The following is a 19478-nucleotide window of genomic DNA, read 5'->3' as shown; positions in this document are numbered from 1 at the left end:
CAAATGGGTACCATAGCGCTGGAAAAGGCCGGGAAGCGGTATGGGGGCGTCGAGATCATGCGCGATCTCGACCTTGCCATCGCCGACGGAGAGTTCGTCGTCATTGTCGGGCCGTCGGGATGCGGCAAGTCCACGCTGCTACGGATGATCGCCGGCATCGAGGAAACAACGTCCGGCAGGATTGTGATCGATGGACGGGACGTTACCAAGGCCCCGCCGGTCGAGCGGGAACTGGCCATGGTGTTCCAGTCCTACGCCCTCTATCCACACATGACCGTGCGCCAGAACATGGGGTTCGGTCTCAAGCTCGCCAAATTGCCCGCGACCACCATCAAAGCCAAAGTGGATGACGCCGCCGAAGCGCTGAAACTGACGCCCCTTCTCGACCGGTATCCAAGGCAGCTCTCGGGCGGCCAGCGCCAACGGGTTGCCATTGGCCGCGCCATCGTGCGCCAGCCCACCGCCTTCCTGTTCGACGAGCCGCTGTCCAATCTCGATGCGGCGCTCCGCGTCGATATGCGGCTGGAGATTGCAAGACTGCACCGCTCGCTGGGCGCCACGATGATCTACGTCACCCACGATCAGGTGGAGGCGATGACGCTCGCTGACCGTATCGTCGTCCTCAAGGACGGACGCATCATGCAGCACGGCAGTCCGCACGAGCTTTACGAGCGGCCCGCAAACCTCTTCGTTGCCCAGTTCATCGGCAGCCCCAAGATGAACGTGCTCGACTGCACACCAGCTGGCGATGGAGTGCTCGACCTCTCCGGCGAAGGTCGGATCGATCTTGCATTTACCGGTGTTCCGGCCCAACTCGGTGCACGCCCCGAAGATCTCCGGCTCGTTTCACCCGAAGTCGGCCATTGCTGTGGCACGGTGGAAGTTGCCGAATATCTTGGCGGAAGCACCAGCGTCTTCGTGCGGAACGACCGGCTCGGGCTTGTCAATGTCAGCGCCGTCGCCGATACGCCGGTGCGCATCGGCGAGACGGTCGGTATCGCGATCGACCCCACCCGCGCCTCCCTCTTCGGCGCCGACGGATTGAGCCTGGCGAGGCGGGCAGGCTAGTCTTGCAGGAGCAATCGGGCCACGACATCCGTCGTTCTGCAACTATAGTCCAAAGCTGCCTTCAGGTCTTGTAGGGATCAGAACCGCTGATCTTTTGTTTGGCTCAGTTGAGCATCCGCCTCAGTCGGAAAGTCGCGCCCGCGCCGCCAGAAAGTCAAGCATCACCCTCACCCGGGACGGAAGCGCACCGCCCTGGCCCTGAAACACCGCGTGGAAGGTCTCGCGGTCTCCCGGGTTGAGGTGTTCAACTACTGGCACCAGCCGGCCGGTATCAATGTCGCCCCGGACCGTGAACGTCGCCATCCGCGCCAATCCGACACCTGCTAGCGCCAGCCGGCGCAATCCCTCCCCGTCGCTTACACGCACCTTTTCACTTGGCGGCAACTGGATTGTCAGACCGTTCTCCAGCACCGGCCACCCATCCACGGCCCTTACATAGTTCAGGCTCAGGCGGTTGTGCGTTCTGAGGTCGTCCAAGCTTTCCGGCTTGCCTCTGCATTCGAGATAGGACGGCGCGCCGACGATCGTCATCGACGTACTGCCGAGCTTGCGCGCGACCAGCGTCGATGACTTCAGCGTACCAGCGCGGATCGCGATATCGACGCGTTCGGCCATCAGGTCGACGACGGCATCGGTCTGGATAATGTCAACGGCGAGTTCCGGAAGCGACCTCAGAAGGTCCGGCAGAAGCGGCATCAGGACATGCGTAGCAAAGGATGCGCTGGCATTGAGGCGAACGCGACCGGAAGGGGTGTCGCCGGCTGAGGCCTGCCTCTCCGCATCATCGATATCGGCGAGGATGCTGGCCGCGCGCTCGTGAAATGCGCATCCCTCAGGCGTCAACTGTAATTGTCGCGTCGAACGGTTGATCAGCCGAACGCCAAGCCTTTCTTCAAGCCTCTGTACCAGCTTGCTCACCGCCGATGGCGTCATGCCGCATTCGCGAGCAGCTGCTGAGAAGCCGCCGAGTTCGACAGCCCTGACGAAGACGGCCATTTCGCCGGAGCGATTGATATGTTGTCGCGCCATGTGACTTCAGCTCACAAATGATGTTCCTGCAGATGGTCTATCTATCAAATCCTCAAGACACCACCTTCCATTCGCCAATGAGGGCATGCTCGCAAAGAGGAGTTCGTATGATGGAATACAGACGGCTTGGATCGTCCGGGTTGAAGGTTCCCGCGCTGTCTTTCGGCGCCGGGACGTTCGGTGGCAAGGGGCCGCTTTTCAGCGCGTGGGGCAACAGCAACGACGCCGAGGCGCGCCGGCTTGTCGACATCTGCGTCGAGGCGGGCGTCAATCTTTTCGACACGGCGGACGTCTATTCGGACGGCGCCTCCGAAGAGGTGCTAGGCGCGGCGATCAACGGACGGCGCAGCGACGTTCTGATCTCCACCAAAATGGCGTTGCCCATGGGCGACGGCCCGAACGATGCCGGGTCCTCGCGTTCGCGCCTGATCAAGGGAGTGGACGATGCGTTGCGCCGGTTGGGTACCGACTACATAGACCTGATGCAACTGCACGCCTTCGATGCGTTCACGCCCATCGAAGAGGTGTTGTCGACACTCGACACTTTGGTCAGCGGTGGAAAAATCCGGTATGTCGGCGTTTCCAATTTCGCCGGCTGGCAACTGATGAAGTCACTGGCAGTGGCGGAGAAAGGCGGCTATCCTCGCTACGTTGCTCATCAGGTCTACTATTCGCTGGTTGGGCGCGACTATGAATGGGAATTGATGCCGCTTGGGCTCGACCAAGGCGTTGGTGCGCTCATCTGGAGCCCGCTCGGCTGGGGACGCCTCACCGGCAAGATCAGACGGGGCCAACCCTGGCCGGACGGAAGCCGCCTGCATGATACGGCCTCGTTCGGCCCGCCGGTCGATGACGAGAAGCTTTTTGAAATCGTCGATGTGCTCGACGAGTTGGTCGAGGAGACCGGCAAGACGATCCCGCAGATCGCTATCAACTGGCTACTACAGCGCCCGACGGTCTCCAGCGTTATCATCGGCGCCCGCAACGAAGAGCAGCTACGTCAGAACCTGGGCGCCATCGACTGGTCGTTGACCCCGGACCAGATAGCGCGGCTCGACAAGGCCAGCCAGAAGACCGCCGCCTAGGCGAACATGCGGCGGACGTCGAAAAAGCGGGATCGGGGCCGCGAGGTCTCGCCTTGTGCCTTCGGCGTTTCCGGCTCCGGAACCGAAGCGGCGGTCTCTTCGGTCAATGCCACCTCTTCCAGATAGCCGACGAAGGCGGCTTCAAGCGTGTCAGTGGAGCGGCTGGCGACGATTGCCGCCGGCGTATCGCTGACAAGGCGACCAGCCAGTGGAAGCGCGCCGCCTTCTCCATATAGGCGGTGGCGATGATCACGCTTATGCCATCGCGACTCGCGCGAATCCGTTCGATCAGTTGCCAGAACTGCCGGCGGGCGAGCGGATCGACGCCGGTCGTCGGCTCGTCGAGGATCAGGAGGTCCGGGTCATGGATCAGGGCGCAGCGCAGACCGAGCTTCTGCTTCATGCCACCGGAAAGGTTGGCAACAGGCCGGTCGGCGAAGGGCGCGAGCCCCGTGCTGTCCAGAAGCTCGGCGATGCGGCGCTCCCGTTCCTGCCGCCCGAGCGGTTCAAAGGGCGCTGACGGCGCCGGTCCACATGGCGTAGGCGGCGTAGAATCCCACCGCGACCAGAGCGGCGGCCAGGACCGCTTCCACCGGGTGGAAGATACGTTGGCCGGTCTCGCGCCGTGCCCAGATGAAGAAAACATGCCAGGCGCATAGAGGATGGCGCACATGAAAAGGTAAGAAAGGCCGGCCGCATAGACGAGCCAGAGGCCGTAGACCGTCGCCAGAAGGCCGGGCCGCGTAGGCTCCGGAGAAGATGTAGGGCGCCAGGATAGCGGCGGACGCGATGGTGAACAGCGCCTGATAGGTGCTTTGCGCGAACAGCGTGATGACGAGGAACGCCTGCACCAGCAGATTGGTGATGAGAAGCGAGGTGGACGGCACGCCTCGCGCGTTCTCGTGTCCGAAGAACTTCGGCATGGTGCCGTCCCGGCCGGCGACGTGCGGGACCTCCGCGGCAAGAAGCCAGCCTTTGCATAGGAGTAGGGACCGGCATCGAGGTCCGGCTTTCGCGTCGCCAGCGACCGGTAGACGAAAACCAATGCCAGCATGCCCACGCCGGTTATCGCCCAGCCGATCATGATGGCGAGCGGACCGGCTCCTGCCGCCATGTTCTGCGGCAAGCTGAAGACGCCCGATCCCACCATGGAACCGATGACGAGCGCGGTCAGCGCGCCCGGATGCAGCTTGGTTTGCTTTGCCACCGAGGCAGCGGTGGTGGACGTGGAATGAACATCTGCGGCAGTCATGGCTGGTCTCCCGGAGTTCGAAAACATAGCTAAGACTGCGCCTCCAACCCGCAGGTTGCTTTGACCGGCGTCAAAGCACCGCTGAGGCCTGAAATTTCTCGCCGCTGGGCGGGTCGTTGACGGGCGTCAAAGCCTGTCGCGAGGAAGAGGCTCATTCTACACCGCGATCGAGGCGGTCGGACTGCCCGTTAGCTTCGAACTATGCCAGGAAATCGTCGCACCTGGCGGGGTCATCGCCAATATCGGCGTACACGAGGTCAAGGCCGACCTTCATCTGGAAAAGCTGTGGTCGCAGAATATCGCCATCACGATACGACTGGTGGATACCGCCTCGACCCCGATGCTCCTGAAGATCGTGCAGGCGGGCAAGATCGATCCGAAGAAGCTGATCACACACCGTTTCGGCCTCGACCGGATCGTCGATGCCTACGAGACCTTCTCCCACGCGGCCGACACGAAGGCGCTCAAGGTGATCATCGAGACCGACGCCGTGCGGGCGATCCCGGCCGGGGCGACGGACGACGATCTGAGCACCGCCCTCATGACCCATACGGGGCTCATGCTCCATGTGCGCATGGTGAAGCCGCAGGACGAGCCGCTGCTCTCGGAATTCTTCCGGCACGTGACGCCGGAAGACCTGCGCTTCCGATTCCTTGGTGGCGTCCGGGAGGTGAGCGACGAACGCCTGCTTGCCATGACGAAGGTCGATCATGTCGCGACCGAGCACTTCCTCGCCTTCGCCGGCGGCAGCGACGCGATTGTCGCGGCGGCGATGGTGGCTTGCGACCCATCGATGACGAAGGACGAGGTGGCGATCTCCGTACGCGCCGACGACAGGCACAAGGGTGTCGGCTGGGAGATGCTGCGCCACGCAGCCCATTATGCGCAAAGTCGCGACGTTAGCACTCTGGAATCGCTGGAAAGCCGGGAAAACCATGAGGCCATCGAACTCGAACGGGAACAGGGTTTCGTCGCCGTCCCCTACCCCGACGATCCGACGCTTATCCTCATCCGCAAGGATCTTCGCTTTGCCTGAGCCCGGGTGTCGGGCTTACAGCGAGAATTCCTGGTCGAGACGCGGCACGACGCTCTCCCAACCTAGCTCGCGCCCTATACGCACACGCAAGGCTTCCGAGGCTTCGGGTTCCCCATGCACGATGAAGACCTTGCTCGGCGGACGCGGGCAGCCCGAAAGCCAACGCATCAGTTCATCGGCATCGGCGTGGGCCGAGAGCATATCGAGATGGGCCACCTCCGCATTGACCGGAATCCAGACGCCATGGATCTTCAGTTCCTTCGCGCCGTCCTGCAGCGAGCGCCCCCGCGTGCCGGCGGCCTGGAAGCCGGCAAGCAGGATCGTATTGCGCGGATCGGGCGCGAAGGCTTTCAGATGGTGCAGGACACGGCCGCCCGTCGCCATGCCGGATGCGGAAATGACGATCTTCGGAACGCGGCTCGAACTGATCGCCTTCGAGGCCTCGACGTCGTCGGTGTAGCGCGCGATGCCGAACACCGTCTGGCAGCTTTCGAGGTCGAGCCGGTGATCCCCGGGATGCCGGCCCATGAGCCCGGTCGCATCGATGGCCATGGGGCTGTCGAGGAACACGGGAACGTCTCCAAGCCCCCCTGCCTGTTTCAGCTTCCAGAAATAATAGAGCAGTTCCTGCGCGCGCCCGACAGCGAAGGCCGGGACGACGAGCGTCCCGCCACGCTTGATCGTGCGCTCCACGACCGCCCTCAGGGCGTCTTCGGGGTCGGTCTTGTCGTGAATGCGGTTGCCGTAGGTGGATTCGATCACGACATAGTCCGCCTCGACCGGCCGGGCCGGGTCCGGCATCAGCGGATCGCCGTAGCGGCCGATATCGCCGGAAAAGACGATCCTCTGCCCACCCCAGGCCAACTCCACCCATGCCGCACCGAGAATATGACCCGCGCGGTGGAACCGGAACCATGCTCCATTGGAAAGCCGCACGGTCTGGTCGAATTCAACGGTCGAGAAGTGCTCCACGGCGTTCTGTGCGTCATGGACGGTGTAGAGGGGAAGAGCCGGCTGGTGGCGCGACAGCGTGTGCCGGTTGAGGAATTCCGCGTCCTTTTCCTGCAAATGGCCGCTGTCCATGAGGATCAGCTCGGCGACATCGCGGGTAGCGGGTGTCGCATAGATCTTGCCACGGTAGCCCTCGCGCACCAGGCGCGGCAGATATCCGCAATGATCGAGATGCGCATGCGTCAGGATCACCGCGTCGAGATCGCGGGGCGAGACCGGCAAAGGCGTCCAGTTGAGGTCACGCAGATTCTTCAGCCCCTGGAAAAGACCGCAATCGATCAGGATGCGATGTCCCCCGAGGGTGAGCAGATGCTTCGAGCCGGTAACGGTTCCGGCGCCGCCGAGCGATTTCAGTGACAGCATGGTTTCTCCCTCACAGGGTGCAGGCTGCCTCCCCACGGATCGGCCTATTGCCGCGCATAGGGCCATTTCCAGTCGCGGATCTCGGGCATGTCCTCGCCGTGCTCGCGCACATAGGCATGATGCGCGGCGAGCTTTGCCTTCAGCGCGGCGACGAGGTCCGGTTTCCTCTCGCCAAGGGCCTGCAAGCGTTCGATCGCCTCGATGGCGAGGTGGTAGCGGTCGAGCTTGTTCATCACCGTCATATCGAAAGGCGTGGTCGTGGTGCCCTCCTCGACGAAGCCCCTGACGTGGAAATTCGGATGGTTGGTGCGTTTGTAGATCAGTCGATGGATGAGATAGGGGTAGCCGTGATGGGCGAAGACGACCGGCCGGTCACGGGTAAAGACCCGGTCGAACTCCTCGTCCGAAACGCCGTGCGGGTGATGCTGCGGCGATTGCAGCGCCATCAGGTCCACCACGTTGACGACGCGGATGCGCAAGTGCGGCAGCGCCCGGCGTAGAAGATCGACGGCGGCGAGGGTTTCCAGGGTGGGTACGTCGCCCGCGCAGGCCATCACGATGTCCGGGCCAAGCCCCTCCTCCGTGCCCGCCCAGTCCCAGATGCCAAGTCCGGCCTCGCAATGGGAGGCCGCCTCGTCCATCGTCAGCCATTGCGGCGCCGGTTGCTTGCCGGCGACGATGACGTTGATGCGGTTCCACGTCTTCAGGCAATGATCGCCCACCCACAGCAGCGTGTTGGCGTCCGGGGGCAGGTAGACGCGCACGATGTCCGATCCCTTGTTGGCGACGAGATCGATGAAGCCCGGGTCCTGGTACGAGAAGCCGTTGTGGTCCTGTCGCCAGACATGGGAGGTCAGCAGGTAGTTGAGCGAGGAGACCGGCTTTCGCCAGGGTAGCTCACGCGCCACCTTCAGCCACTTGGCATGCTGGTTGAACATCGAATCGACGATGTGGATGAAAGCCTCGTAGCAGGAGAAGAAGCCGTGGCGACCGGTGAGGAGATAGCCCTCCAGCCAGCCCTGGCACAGATGCTCGCTCAGGACTTCCATGACGCGGCCGTCCGGCGAAAGATGATCGTCCGTCGGCAGCGTCTCGGCCATCCACACGCGATCCGTCGCCTCGAAGACGCTGGCAAGCCGGTTCGAGGCCGTCTCGTCCGGCCCGAAGACGCGGAAGTTGCGCTCCGCCGCGTTCAACCGGATCACGTCTCGCAGGTAGTCGCCAAGCGCCTTCGTCGCCTGCGCCTCGGCCGCGCCGGGCCGCTCCACAGCAACCGCATAGGCAGCGACGTCGGGCGTGCGCAGCTCCTTGCGAAGGATACCGCCATTGGCGTGCGGACTGGCGCCCATGCGGCGCGCGCCCGTGGGTGCCAGCGCCCGCAGCTCCGGCTTCAGGCGGCCATCCGCATCGAAGAGGTCTTCGGGATCGTAGCTGCGCATCCAGGCTTCGAGGATGTCGCGGTGGGCGGCGTTGGTGCGGCACTCGGAGACGGGCACCTGATGGGAGCGCCAATGGTTTTCCACCATCTTGCCGTCCACCTCCTTCGGCCCCGTCCAGCCCTTGGGGCTGCGCAGCACGATCATCGGCCAGCGCGGCCGGCGGGCGGGCTCGTCCTTCACCGCGGCGCGGATGGCCGCGATGCGGTCGAAGGCGGCGTCGAGCGCGGCCGCCATGGCCCTGTGCATCGCCTGCGGCTCATGCCCCTCCACGAAGATCGGGTCGTAGCCGTAGCCGGTGAAGAGATGGGCCAGCTCCTCGTCCGGCAGGCGCGCCAGCACGGTCGGGTTGGCGATCTTGTAGCCGTTGAGATGGAGGATCGGCAGCACCGTGCCGTCGCTGACGGGGCTGAGGAACTTGTTGGAATGCCAGGCGGCGGCGAGCGGGCCGGTCTCGGCCTCGCCATCCCCCACCACGCAGGCGACGACGAGGCCCGGATTGTCGAAGGCCGCGCCATAGGCATGCACCAGCGCATAGCCGAGTTCGCCGCCCTCATGGATGGAGCCGGGCGTTTCGGGGGCCGCGTGGCTCGGAATGCCGCCGGGGAAGGAGAACTGCCGGAACAGCGCCTTCAGCCCCGCCTCATCCTCGCCGATCTCGGGATAGACCTGCGAATAGGTGCCTTCCAGATAGGTATTGGCCACCATGCCCGGCCCGCCGTGGCCGGGGCCGCAGATATAGAGGACATCGGCGTCGCGCGCCCGGATGATGCGGTTGAGATGGGCATAGATGAAGTTGAGGCCCGGCGTCGTGCCCCAGTGGCCGAGAAGGCGCGGCTTCACATGCTCCGCCTTCAAAGGCTCGCGCAGCAGCGGATTGTCCATCAGGTAGATCTGGCCGACGGAAAGATAGTTGGCCGCCCGCCAGTAGCGGTCGATCAGCGCGAGGCTCTCGGTGTCGGGATCGTTCGCCATGCACTCTCTCCCTGTCGACTGGTCGAAGGCTTCAACGCCCGCGCCGCCCGGTTTGCTCCGAAAAAGCGTAGATGTTATTGCGGCAGCCCCCTGCCGGCGGCGAGGTGCTCGCGCGCCGTGTCGGTGATCGTATCGACGCCCCGGCGCAGCTCATCGAGGCTCGTCGCGACGGATTTCTCGGCGAATTCGGCCTGGTAGACCAGCATGTCGAAGGGATTGCCGCATTCGGCAAGATCCTGCAGATGGGCGCAGTGGTACTGGAACAGGCGCGAGGTCGCGCCCAGCCAGTGACGATACATCGCCATTCCGATCTCGAAGGGCGCCAAGAGAAGCGGATCGGCAGCCATGGGGGAAAAGGCCGCCGCAATTCGCTCCGCATCCGTCGCATTGCCTTGGGACATGACGAACTCCCTTTTCCGTTTCGATCTGGTCTCATTCTAGGCGATTTCGCACGATGAAACTTGATCTGCGTCAACGGAGATGGAGACTGTCCTGTATAAGGTGGCGCTCGATCCGCCATCCGGCCACGAGGTCGTGATGCGAATGCGATTGCTTCCCGCAGTGCCTCCGCCTGCCGAAGGAGACATCGATGTACAGCCCGAAAAGCGAGACATCGCCATTCCGTCATGCGGCAGGCCTGCCGCCCGTCCCGCGCATGGAAGAGTTGGGAAGTAAAGCCTTCCGGACGGTCGATCGCATGCGGGAGGCCTTCGCCGGGCAGTTCAGCGCGGGCCTGTCGCCCGCCGCCTTCGCGCTCGCCCTCATGGACTGGTCGATCCATCTCGCCTCGGCTCCCGGAAAGCGGCTGGAACTCATTGACAAGGCGAACCGCAAGGCCATCCGCCTGCTTTGCCATCTCGCGGCGGTCGCGGCCGATCCGGATGCGCCGTCCTGCATCGATCCCCTTGCGGGCGACTACCGCTTCTCCGACCCGCGCTGGAAAAAGCCGCCGTTCAGCATCTGGGCGCAGGCCTTTCTGCTCCAGCAGCAATGGTGGCACAATGCCACCAACGAGGTGCCCGGCGTCGCGCCGCATCACCAGGACGTCGTGTCCTTCGCCGCCCGCCAGGCCCTCGACGTCTTCTCGCCTTCCAACATGCCCTTTGCCAACCCGCAAGTGCTTGAGAAGACGATCCGGTCCGGCGGCCTGAACATGCTCGACGGCGTGCGCAACTGGATCGAGGATATGGGCCGCCTCGTCACCGGACAGCCACCGGTCGGCACGGAGGACTTCGTCGTCGGCCGGGACGTCGCGGCCACGCCGGGCAAGGTGATCTACCGCAACCATCTGATCGAGTTGATCCAGTACGCGCCGGCAAGCGGGACCGTGCAGGCCGAGCCGGTCCTGATCGTGCCGGCCTGGATCATGAAGTATTACATCCTCGATCTGTCGCCGCACAATTCGCTCGTGCGCTATCTCGTGGAGAAGGGCCACGCCGTCTTCTGCATCTCCTGGCGCAACCCGACGGCGGCCGACCGGGATCTGACGATGGACGATTACCGCCGGCTCGGCGTTATGGCGGCGCTCGACGCGGTCAATGCCGTGGTCCCCGGCCGCGGCGTCCATGCCGCGGGCTACTGCCTTGGTGGAACGCTGCTGTCCATCGCGGCCGCCGACATGGCGCATCGCGGCGACGACCGGCTGGCGAGCCTGACCCTGCTGGCCGCCCAGACGGATTTCACCGAGCCGGGTCGCCCGCGCCGGCGGTGGGAGGCCTGGACGGACTGGCTTTCCGCCCATTCGGCGCCCGAACGAATCGGCCCGCCGGCCATGGGCGCGCGCCACGCCGGATACAGGCCGGTTGCCGACGCGCCCGGCAGCTACGTTTTGCAAAGGTGAAGAACTGATGGATGACGTCCTCCGCAACAGGACTTTCGACGAGCTTCAGCCCGGCGATACCGACTCGATCGTGCGGTTGGTCGGCCATGACGACATCGACCTCTTCGCCGCCGTCTCCGGCGACCAGAACCCGGCCCATCTCGACGCCGCGTTCGCGAAGACCGGCCTCTTCGGCCATGTCGTCGCGCATGGCATGTGGACGGCCGCCCTCATCTCCGCCGTGCTCGGCACGCGGCTGCCGGGGCCGGGCACGATCTATCTCGGCCAGGAGCTCCATTTCCTCAAGCCCGTCGCCCCCGGCGACACGATCACCGCCACCGTCACGGTCAAGGAGAAGCGACCGCAAAGGCACGTCGTCCTGCTCGACACCGTCTGCACCAACCGCGAGGGCGAGGTCGTGTTGAAGGGAACGGCGACGGTGATCGCGCCGGAGCGCAGCATCGAGTGGCCGCGCACGCGGCTTCCGGACGTGTCGCTCCGACGGCACGATCGCTACGAGGCCTTCGTGAAGCGCGCGCGCGACCTTCCGGCGATCCGCGCCGCCATCGTGCATCCCTGCTCGGCCGCGGCCATCGCCGGCGCGTTGGAAGCGCGCGAGGCGGGCCTCCTTGATCCGATCCTCGTCGGGCCGGAGGGCAAGATCCGCGCCGCCGCCGAGGCCGCGCAGGTCTCGCTCGATGGGATCGAGATCGTTCCCGTCGCGCACAGCCACGCCGCGGCCGACCGGGCCGTCGAGCTTGCCGTCGCGGGCAACGTTTCGGTGCTGGTCAAGGGCAGCCTTCATACAGACGAGTTGCTCGGCGCCATCGTCGCGCCCGGCTCGGGCCTTCGCACCGAACGACGCATCAGCCACGTCTACGCCATGGACATCCCGGCCTACGACAAGCCGCTCATCGTCACCGACGCGGCGATCAACATCCAGCCGACGCTGGAGCACAAGCGCGACATCTGCCAGAACGCGATCGATCTCCTGCACCGGCTCGGCCTGGAGAAGCCGAAGGTGGCGGTGCTTGCCGCCGTGGAGACCGTGAACCCCAAGATGCCGGCGACGCTCGACGCCGCGGCGCTGTCCGTGATGGCGGCGCGCGGGCAGATCACCGGCGCGAGCGTCGACGGGCCCCTCGCCTTCGACAACGCCATCAGCGTGGACGCCGCCCGCACCAAGGGCATCGTCTCCCCCGTCGCCGGCAAGGCCGACATCCTGCTCGTGCCGGATCTCGAAGCCGGCAACATGCTGGCCAAGCAGCTCATCTACTTCGCCGGCGCGACGGCGGCCGGCCTCGTGCTCGGCGCGCGGGTGCCCATCGTGCTGACCAGCCGTGCCGATCCGCTCTCGGCCCGCATCGCCTCGGCGGCGCTCGCCAAGATCGTCGCCGCGCCCCATCCCGTGGAGGGATTGCCCGCATGAAGACCCTGCTGGCCTTCAATGCCGGCTCTTCCACCGTGAAGATCGGCCTGTTTACGCTTCGCGCAGGCGGTCCCGCCCGGATCGCCCGCGGCGTGATCGACTTCCGCCACGATCCGCTGACCTTGCGGGTGAGCGAGGGGAAGCAGCGGATCGAGGCCCCGCTGGACGCCCGGCCCGATGCGGACCTGAGCGGCATCCTGTCGGAGACCTTCGCCGTCCTCGGCCGCCACTTCGATCTCGACGAGATCGCGGCCGTCGGGCACCGCGTCGTGCATGGCGGCGACCGATTCGCCGGGCCTGTTCGCCTCGACAGAGAAAGCATCGCGGCCATCGAGGCGCTGACGGCCCTCGCCCCGCTCCACCAGCCGCAGGGCCTGCGGCTCATACGCGCCGTCGGCAGCGTGCTGCCGGGCCTGCCGCAGATCGCCTCCTTCGATACCGCCTTCCACCGGACGAACGACGCGCTGGTGCGCCGCTTCGCCATCCCGCGTGACCTCTACGACCGCGGCATCAAGCGGTATGGCTTCCACGGCCTCTCCTACAAATACATCGCCGGCGAACTTGCCCGTCTCGCGCCGGAAAGGGCCGGCGGCAGGGTGGTGGTCGCCCATCTCGGCAGCGGCGCGAGCCTGTGCGGCCTCCACAAGGGTATCAGCCGCGACACAAGCATGGGTTTTTCGACCCTCGACGGCATTCCGATGGCGACGCGCTGCGGCGCGCTCGACCCCGGCGTCCTGCTGCATCTCCTCGGAGAGGAGAAGCTGGCGCTGCACGAGGTGGAAGACCTCCTCTATCACAAATCCGGGCTCCTCGGGGTCTCCGGCATCAGCGCCGACAGCCGCGACCTTCTGGCCAGCGATGCGCCGGGAGCAAAGGAGGCGATCGGCCTCTTCACCTTGCGCATTGCCGGGGAGGTCGCACGGCTGGCGGCGACTCTCGGCGGCCTGGACGCCGTCGTCTTCACGGCGGGCGTCGGCGAAAACCAGCCGGCGGTGAGGGCCGGCGTCTGCGATCGGCTGGGCTGGCTCGGCCTCGACCTCGATCCCGCCGCCAATGCGGCGAACGCGACCCTTGTCAGCAAGCCGGAAGGCCGCACGGCCGCCTTCGTCATCCCGACCGACGAGGAACAGGTGATCGCCGATGAGACCCTCTCGATCCTGGGAGGCACCACCGTGTGACGTGACCCCCGCAGCCTCGCTGTGCCAACACGACAAGGAAACATGCCCATGGCCGAAACGCTCCCTCGCCACCTTCTTCTTGCAACGGACCTCAGCGCGCGCTGCGACCGGGCGCAGGACCGTGCGCTCGACCTCGCACGGGCATGGAAGGCGAAGCTGACGATCGTGCATGCGCTCGACGTCGTGAGCATGGCCGGCACCGCCTCCACCGTCCTCGCCGCCGCGAGGCGGCGCGCGTCCACGCATCTCGATCGCGAGTTCGACGATGTCGGCGATATTGCCTGGAATGTCGATATCCGCGAGGGAGAGCCGGCCGAGATCATCCTCGCCGTCGCGCGCGAGAGGAACTGCGACATGATCGTCACCGGCATTGCCGGCAACGATGCGCTCGGGCACATGCTGGTCGGCGGGACGACGGCGAGCGTGGTGCGGCAGGCCGGCCTGCCGGTGCTGGTGGTGAAGAAGCGGGCGCGGCAGGCCTATCGCCGCATCGTGGTGGCCAGCGATCTTTCCGAAGCATCCGCCGGCGCGCTGGAAATGGGCGGCCTGCTCCTCCCGCCGTCGTGCATCACGCTTTTCCACGCCTTCGACATGCCGTTCCGCAGCTTCCTCGACGACAAGGATGGGTCCGAGCAAGGCCGGGCGAACCTGGCGCGGAAGGAGGCGAAGACCTTCGTCGCACGTCATCTGCCGGAAAGAGGAGAGGATGTCGGCATAAAGGTGGCTCATGGCGATCCGGTGACCCTTCTGGCCGAATTCGCGATCCGGGAAGACATCGACCTGCTCCTCGCCGGCACCTACGGGCGGACCGGCCTTCTCGGCGCGCTGATCGGGAGCGTCGCCGAAGCGCTTCTGGACGGGGTGGAGTGCGACGTGATGATCGTCCCCCGCAAGGCCGAGCGATCCGATGGATGACGGGCATGGCGGAAAAGGCGGTGTGGCGGCGAAGGAGAAGGGCATGAGCACAGTCGACATTCAACCCGGCCCGCAGGCCTGGCACGCCCGCACGAAGAAGGAGACCTGCGCGGCGCTGGCGACAGGCCCCGACGGCCTCGGGCACGACGAGGCCAGGCGCCGCGTCGGCACCCATGGCCCCAACCAGTTGCCGGCCGCCCCCCGCACGCATCCGATCCTACGCTTCCTCGCGCAGTTCAACAACGCGCTCATCTATTTCCTCCTGTCCGCCGCCCTCGCCGCCATGGTGCTCGGCCATGTCATCGACGGCGTGGTCATCGTCATCGTCGTGGTGGTCAACGCGGTGGTCGGCTTCATCCAGGAGGGCAAGGCCGAACGGGCGCTCGACGCGATCCGCGACATGATCGCCCCGCGCGCCGTCGTCGTGCGCGAAGGCGAACGGCACACCGTCGATGCCCGCGAGATCGTTCCTGGCGACGTCGTCGTGCTGGAGGCGGGCGACAAGGTGCCGGCCGATATCCGGCTTCTCAGGGCGCGCGGGCTCACCGCGGACGAGGCGATCCTGACCGGCGAATCGGTGCCGGCCGAAAAGCGGGAGGAGACCGTCGCCGTCGACACCGCCCTCGGCGACCGGCTGCCCATCCTCCATTCCGGCACCCTCGTTACCACCGGACAGGGCCACGGTATCGTGGTTGCGACGGGCAGCCGCACGGAGATCGGCCGCATCTCGAGCCTCATCGGCGATGTGCAGACCTTGACCACGCCGCTGCTCCGCCAGATCAACGAATTCGGCCGGCTCTTCACCTGGTGCGCCATGGGCATGGCCGTACTGGTTTTCATCTTCGCCGTGCTGGTGCGCAGCTATGACTGGATGGATGCGCTGATGGTGGTCGTGGCGCTCGCAGTCGGCGTCGTGCCGGAAGGGCTGCCGGCAGTCATCACCATAACGCTGGCGACCGGCGTGCGCCGGATGGCGGCACGCAATGCCGTGGTTCGCCGTCTGCCGGCTGTCGAAACGCTGGGTGCGACCTCGGTGATCTGCTCCGACAAGACGGGCACGCTGACGAAGAACGAGATGACGGCGCGCCACATCGTCACGCCCGGGGGCGTGACGGCGCTTACCGGCTCTGGCTATGCGCCGGACGGTGCGCTTGCAGCCTCAGACGGCAGTACCGTACAGCCGGACGCCGTTCGCGACACGCTCATCCGCGCAGGTGTGCTCTGCAACGACGCCCGGCTCATGGAGCGCGACGGACAATGGAGCGTGCTCGGCGATCCCATGGAAGGCGCGCTCGTCGCCCTTGCCGCCAAGGCGGGGCTGCACGCGGAGACCGAGCGCGAGATCTGGGGCCGGCTGGACGAGATTCCGTTCGATGCGCTGCATCGTTTCATGGCGACGCTGCACGACGATCCGGACGGCACGCGCCGCATCTTCGTCAAGGGCGCGCCCGAACGGGTGCTGGCCATGTGCACGAACCAGGCGGGAGAAGGCGCGCCGGGCGCCATCGACCCTGCCTACTGGCGCCAGCGCATCGACGCGGCGGCCGCCGAGGGCGAACGCGTCCTCGGCTTCGCGGTGGGGGCCGTCGGACGGGATGTCGAGCGGCTGACCTTCGCCATGGTCGAGACCGGCCTGACCTTCCTCGGCGTCGTGGGCTTCATCGACCCGCCGCGCGAGGAGGCGATCGCGGCGGTGGCCGAGTGCCGCTCCGCCGGCATCGCGGTCAAGATGATCACCGGCGACCACAACGGCACCGCCGTCGCCATCGCCCGCAACCTCGCCATCGCAGACGATCCGAAAGCGCTCGAAGGCAGCGCGCTCGACGCAATGAAGGACGAGGACCTGCGCCGGGTCGTCGAGGAGATCAGCGTCTTCGCGCGCGCCACGCCCGAGCACAAGCTGCGCATCGTGCGCGCCCTCCAGGCGAACGGCCATATCGTCGCCATGACCGGCGATGGCGTCAACGACGCGCCGGCCGTCAAGCAGGCCGATGTCGGCGTCGCCATGGGCCACAAGGGTACGGAGGCGGCCAAGGAGGCTGCCCAGATGGTGCTGCTCGACGATAATTTCGCCTCCATCGTCGCCGCCGTGCACGAGGGCCGCACGGTCTACGACAATATCCGCAAGGTGATCGGCTGGACGCTGCCCACCAATGGCGGTGAGGTGCTGTGCGTGATCTTCGCGATCCTCCTCGGCCTGGCGCTGCCGATGACGCCGGTGCAGATCCTCTGGATCAACATGATCCTCACCGTGACGCTCGGCCTGGTGCTCGCCTTCGAGCCGTCGGAGCCCGGCGTCATGCGCCGCCCGCCACGCCCGCGCGCTGCGCCGATCCTCTCGCGCTTCCTCGTCTGGCGCATCGCCTTCGTTTCCCTCATCTTCATGCTCGGCGTCTTCGGCATCTTCGAATACGCGCTCCATAGGGGCTATGGCGAGGACGGCGCGCGCACCATGGTGGTAAACATGCTGGTGGTGATGGAGATCTTCTATCTGTTCAACGTGCGCTACCTGCACCGCACCTCGTTCAGCCTGGTCGGCGCGATGGGCACGCCCGCCGTGCTTGCCGCCATCGCCGTCGTCGTGATCGCGCAGTTCCTCTTCACCTTCGCACCGTTCATGCACGATCTCTTCGGCACGGCCGCCATTGCCTTGCCGGATGGCCTGCTGATCCTCGCCGTCGGCGTGATGACGATGGTGGTGCTGGAAGGCGAGAAGATGGTGGTCCAAAAGCTGTGGCCCGGAAGACGAAATAGCGATGCGAAGAGCGGGTTGGCTGAAGCTTAGCTAAACCTCCCCGCCCGATCGGGCGGTGCGTCAGTTGCTTTGCTCTGCGTCAATGTGCCTGGAACCAAAGAGGAAGAAAGTGGTACCAATCCGCGTACGGATCGAAGGAGGAATTCCCGATGATGATCCGCGAAATGACGCATAACGAATGCATCGCGACGATTGCCTCCCAACGTCTGGCACGATTGGCTTGCGCCGAAAACAACAGTCCCTACGTCGTCCCTATCTGCTGTGCCTATTCGGCGAACCGGCTTTTTGCATTCTCGATGCCCGGCAAGAAGCTCGACATCCTGCACGCCAATCCCAAGGCATGCCTGCTCATAGATGCATTGGAATCAAGACACCGATGGAAGAGCGTCATCGTTGACGCTCTTTTCTATGAACTTCCCGATACCGAAGAACTACACGACCAGCGCCTGAAAGCCTGGGCGCTCCTCGCAAAGGATTTCGACTGGTGGGAGCCAGGTGCATTCAAGCCTCGGCCGCAACTCGTCGTGACCACCTCGCCCCACGTATTCTTTGAACTCGAAATCCTCGCGATGAGCGGGCGTGAAGCCATGAGCGAAACAAGCGAAATGTCCCAGTGAGAAATCCAACCGGATTTGGGCTTCACATCATCAAAGGGCTCTGAGAGCGTTAAGGATCACGGCCACGTCGATCGCCTCCTGAAGGATCGCGCCTTCGACGGGTTGGAGATATCCGCAGGCCGCCGCAACCATCGCCCCGACTGAAAGCGTCAGTCCAACCGATACGCTCTGTAACGCGATCCGGCAGCTTCGACGCGCACGCCCTTCCGCGAAAGATTCCAGCAACTGGCCGCCCGCGTACATCAAGCCGACGACGTTTCCTGCAAGCGGCTCCCCAAACGCGATCGCCGCGGACATGGAAAGCGCCGCAACGATATCGAGCCCGACCTCACCCCGGCGCAATGCACTGAAAACCTGAAGGAGCAGACGGGCAAGAACGGCCAGCGTCGCTGCGCTCCAGACAAGATGAGCGCAGCGAGCGGCCTGCCACGACAAGACCAACCCGATCAACAACCCACCGGTGGCGATTGCGACCAGGATCACGCTCGAATATCGTTGCCAGAGGCCTTTGTCCGCTTGTGGCACGTTCCCTGCTCCCATCGGCAGAATGCGAAGAGAGTAAGCCGAACGACGGGCGCGCTCACCTTGCGCAGGATCAATTCCAGAGCTTGCAAGCCGGGAGGTCCTGCATGGCTTCCTATAGCGTCTAACCTGGGTGGAGTTACGCTCCGCGTTGATGCCGGCGGTCATGACAGCCGTCATTCCGCCGATCCTGCCGGATGAGACCATCGATCCCTGGGGAGGACTCAATCCTTGGAAGGTGTGGTTCTTCACCGTCTTGACTGCAAGCCTCTCGTTTCTCGGCTACATTTCCGTCAGGATTGTCGGGGCAAGGAGGGGCTTCGTCTTGAGCGCGATCGGCGGTTCTCTCGTCTCGTCCACTGCCGTCACCATGGTTCTGGCGCGAACCGCGAAGCTCTCCGACGATTCGCGTCCGCTCGTCGGCGCTGCGGCGCTCGGCGCGGCCGTATCCGTTCCGCGCGTGATGGGTCTCGTGCTGTTGATCGACCCTGCCGCGATCATGGCCATCGGCCCGCCGGCCGCCACGGCTGCGGTCATGTTGGCCGGGTGCGGGCTGACGCTGCTCCACGGGCCGCACGACCGGCCCCTCCTGGACGTACCGGCCAGCAACCCCTTAGAACTCGGTCCGCTCCTGGTCTTCGCCACGATTTTTGCGGTAGCCGCCACCGGCAGCGCTGCGCTGGTTTCTCATTTCGGCAACTCCGGGCTTTTGGCCACGGCTGCATTGACGGGCGCGGCCGATGTGGATGTCGCCGTGCTGGCCGCCCTGCAAATGGGCCGAGACGCGCTCCCGCTCGACGTGATCGGAAAGGCGATCCTTATGGCCATGGCAAAGAATGCCCTATGCCGCGCAGGCATCGCAACCGTGCTCGGACCATCGTCCTTCGGTGCACCCCTTGTCGCCCTCACGATCGTGGCCGGCTCGGCCGCCTTTGCCGTCTACGCTGCTCTCGGCCCAGCGTAAAAGGCGGAGGAACGACGGCGAACA

Annotated in this window: 16 protein-coding genes and 2 pseudogenes; 10 read left to right on the top strand and 8 right to left on the bottom strand. The window is 65.2% G+C overall.

Translation table 11 applies throughout. The features are described from left to right. Positions 1-3: 3 nt before the first annotated feature. Positions 4-1068: an ABC transporter ATP-binding protein gene (locus AB3G45_RS00975; protein WP_367828793.1), complete on the top strand. Its 1065-nt coding sequence runs from the start codon at positions 4-6 to the stop codon at positions 1066-1068. Between the two features lie 120 nt (positions 1069-1188). On the opposite strand, the gene AB3G45_RS00970 is transcribed toward AB3G45_RS00975, so the two are convergent. Then, positions 1189-2097, bottom strand: coding sequence for a LysR family transcriptional regulator (locus tag AB3G45_RS00970; RefSeq protein ID WP_367828792.1), 909 nt, complete (start codon positions 2095-2097; stop codon positions 1189-1191). A 110-nt stretch (positions 2098-2207) separates the two neighbouring features. Here AB3G45_RS00970 and AB3G45_RS00965 point away from each other — a divergent pair, with 110 nt between their 5' ends. Further along, positions 2208-3182 (top strand): aldo/keto reductase, encoded by a 975-nt coding sequence (locus tag AB3G45_RS00965; RefSeq protein ID WP_367828960.1) that lies wholly within the window; start codon positions 2208-2210, stop codon positions 3180-3182. 193 nt (positions 3183-3375) lie between these two features. Here AB3G45_RS00965 and AB3G45_RS00960 read toward each other — a convergent pair. The 3 genes and pseudogenes from AB3G45_RS00960 to AB3G45_RS00950 form a co-directional block, all read right to left on the bottom strand. After that, positions 3376-3681 (bottom strand): annotated as a pseudogene (locus AB3G45_RS00960) (ATP-binding cassette domain-containing protein); the annotation flags it as partial. 7 nt (positions 3682-3688) lie between these two features. Next, the gene (locus AB3G45_RS00955) at positions 3689-4105 is read right to left on the bottom strand and encodes an amino acid permease (protein ID WP_367828791.1); all 417 of its coding nucleotides are present in this window, start codon (positions 4103-4105) and stop codon (positions 3689-3691) included. Between the two features lie 102 nt (positions 4106-4207). Continuing rightward, positions 4208-4296: pseudogene (locus tag AB3G45_RS00950) on the bottom strand (hypothetical protein); the annotation flags it as partial. Positions 4297-4753: 457 nt separating this feature from the next. On the opposite strand from AB3G45_RS00950, the gene AB3G45_RS00945 reads away from it, so the two are divergent. Next, a complete protein-coding gene (locus AB3G45_RS00945; RefSeq protein ID WP_367828790.1) occupies positions 4754-5470 on the top strand; it encodes a GNAT family N-acetyltransferase in 717 nt (238 codons plus the stop codon). A gap of 15 nt (positions 5471-5485) precedes the next feature. Here AB3G45_RS00945 and AB3G45_RS00940 read toward each other — a convergent pair whose 3' ends face one another. The 3 genes from AB3G45_RS00940 to AB3G45_RS00930 form a co-directional block, all read right to left on the bottom strand. Further along, on the bottom strand, positions 5486-6844 hold the full coding sequence (locus AB3G45_RS00940) for an MBL fold metallo-hydrolase RNA specificity domain-containing protein (protein ID WP_367828789.1): 1359 nt from the start codon (positions 6842-6844) through the stop codon (positions 5486-5488). A gap of 44 nt (positions 6845-6888) precedes the next feature. Next, a complete protein-coding gene (locus AB3G45_RS00935; protein WP_367828788.1) occupies positions 6889-9255 on the bottom strand; it encodes a phosphoketolase in 2367 nt (788 codons plus the stop codon). A gap of 74 nt (positions 9256-9329) precedes the next feature. Continuing rightward, positions 9330-9656: a hypothetical protein gene (locus AB3G45_RS00930; RefSeq protein WP_367828787.1), complete on the bottom strand. Its 327-nt coding sequence runs from the start codon at positions 9654-9656 to the stop codon at positions 9330-9332. Between the two features lie 254 nt (positions 9657-9910). Here AB3G45_RS00930 and AB3G45_RS00925 point away from each other — a divergent pair, with 254 nt between their 5' ends. From AB3G45_RS00925 to AB3G45_RS00900, 6 genes are all read left to right on the top strand, one after another. Next, positions 9911-11095 (top strand): PHA/PHB synthase family protein, encoded by a 1185-nt coding sequence (locus AB3G45_RS00925; RefSeq protein ID WP_367828959.1) that lies wholly within the window; start codon positions 9911-9913, stop codon positions 11093-11095. A gap of 7 nt (positions 11096-11102) precedes the next feature. Further along, the gene (locus tag AB3G45_RS00920) at positions 11103-12503 is read left to right on the top strand and encodes a bifunctional enoyl-CoA hydratase/phosphate acetyltransferase (RefSeq protein WP_367828786.1); all 1401 of its coding nucleotides are present in this window, start codon (positions 11103-11105) and stop codon (positions 12501-12503) included. Continuing rightward, the gene (locus tag AB3G45_RS00915) at positions 12500-13681 is read left to right on the top strand and encodes an acetate/propionate family kinase (RefSeq protein WP_367828785.1); all 1182 of its coding nucleotides are present in this window, start codon (positions 12500-12502) and stop codon (positions 13679-13681) included. Before AB3G45_RS00920 ends, AB3G45_RS00915 begins: the two co-directional genes overlap by 4 nt. A 48-nt stretch (positions 13682-13729) precedes the next feature. Further along, on the top strand, positions 13730-14596 hold the full coding sequence (locus tag AB3G45_RS00910) for a universal stress protein (protein ID WP_367828784.1): 867 nt from the start codon (positions 13730-13732) through the stop codon (positions 14594-14596). Positions 14597-14639: 43 nt separating this feature from the next. Continuing rightward, positions 14640-17381 (top strand): HAD-IC family P-type ATPase, encoded by a 2742-nt coding sequence (locus AB3G45_RS00905; RefSeq protein ID WP_367828783.1) that lies wholly within the window; start codon positions 14640-14642, stop codon positions 17379-17381. 119 nt (positions 17382-17500) lie between these two features. After that, positions 17501-17968 (top strand): pyridoxamine 5'-phosphate oxidase family protein, encoded by a 468-nt coding sequence (locus AB3G45_RS00900; protein WP_367828782.1) that lies wholly within the window; start codon positions 17501-17503, stop codon positions 17966-17968. 30 nt (positions 17969-17998) lie between these two features. Here the strand turns inward: AB3G45_RS00900 and AB3G45_RS00895 are convergent, their stop codons facing one another. Beyond that, on the bottom strand, positions 17999-18451 hold the full coding sequence (locus tag AB3G45_RS00895) for a hypothetical protein (protein WP_367828781.1): 453 nt from the start codon (positions 18449-18451) through the stop codon (positions 17999-18001). A 205-nt stretch (positions 18452-18656) separates the two neighbouring features. Here AB3G45_RS00895 and AB3G45_RS00890 point away from each other — a divergent pair, with 205 nt between their 5' ends. Next, positions 18657-19454: a DUF4010 domain-containing protein gene (locus AB3G45_RS00890; protein WP_367828780.1), complete on the top strand. Its 798-nt coding sequence runs from the start codon at positions 18657-18659 to the stop codon at positions 19452-19454. Positions 19455-19478 lie beyond the last annotated feature (24 nt).

Source organism: Shinella sp. S4-D37, from assembly GCF_040812195.1.
Lineage (GTDB): Bacteria > Pseudomonadota > Alphaproteobacteria > Rhizobiales > Rhizobiaceae > Shinella.
The sequence above is the reverse complement of the archived record's forward strand: the minus strand, read 5'-3'. Positions and strand labels throughout refer to the sequence as shown.

Coding starts and splice junctions, on each gene's coding strand:
- AB3G45_RS00890 (WP_367828780.1), top strand. CDS start 18,657: ATGACAGCCGTCATTCCGCCGATCCTGCCGGATGAGACCATCGATCCC.
- AB3G45_RS00905 (WP_367828783.1), top strand. CDS start 14,640: ATGAGCACAGTCGACATTCAACCCGGCCCGCAGGCCTGGCACGCCCGC.
- AB3G45_RS00900 (WP_367828782.1), top strand. CDS start 17,501: ATGATGATCCGCGAAATGACGCATAACGAATGCATCGCGACGATTGCC.
- AB3G45_RS00910 (WP_367828784.1), top strand. CDS start 13,730: ATGGCCGAAACGCTCCCTCGCCACCTTCTTCTTGCAACGGACCTCAGC.
- AB3G45_RS00925 (WP_367828959.1), top strand. CDS start 9,911: ATGGAAGAGTTGGGAAGTAAAGCCTTCCGGACGGTCGATCGCATGCGG.
- AB3G45_RS00930 (WP_367828787.1), bottom strand. CDS start 9,656: ATGTCCCAAGGCAATGCGACGGATGCGGAGCGAATTGCGGCGGCCTTT.
- AB3G45_RS00955 (WP_367828791.1), bottom strand. CDS start 4,105: ATGCCGAAGTTCTTCGGACACGAGAACGCGCGAGGCGTGCCGTCCACC.
- AB3G45_RS00920 (WP_367828786.1), top strand. CDS start 11,103: ATGGATGACGTCCTCCGCAACAGGACTTTCGACGAGCTTCAGCCCGGC.
- AB3G45_RS00965 (WP_367828960.1), top strand. CDS start 2,208: ATGGAATACAGACGGCTTGGATCGTCCGGGTTGAAGGTTCCCGCGCTG.
- AB3G45_RS00975 (WP_367828793.1), top strand. CDS start 4: ATGGGTACCATAGCGCTGGAAAAGGCCGGGAAGCGGTATGGGGGCGTC.
- AB3G45_RS00915 (WP_367828785.1), top strand. CDS start 12,500: ATGAAGACCCTGCTGGCCTTCAATGCCGGCTCTTCCACCGTGAAGATC.
- AB3G45_RS00970 (WP_367828792.1), bottom strand. CDS start 2,097: ATGGCGCGACAACATATCAATCGCTCCGGCGAAATGGCCGTCTTCGTC.
- AB3G45_RS00935 (WP_367828788.1), bottom strand. CDS start 9,255: ATGGCGAACGATCCCGACACCGAGAGCCTCGCGCTGATCGACCGCTAC.
- AB3G45_RS00940 (WP_367828789.1), bottom strand. CDS start 6,844: ATGCTGTCACTGAAATCGCTCGGCGGCGCCGGAACCGTTACCGGCTCG.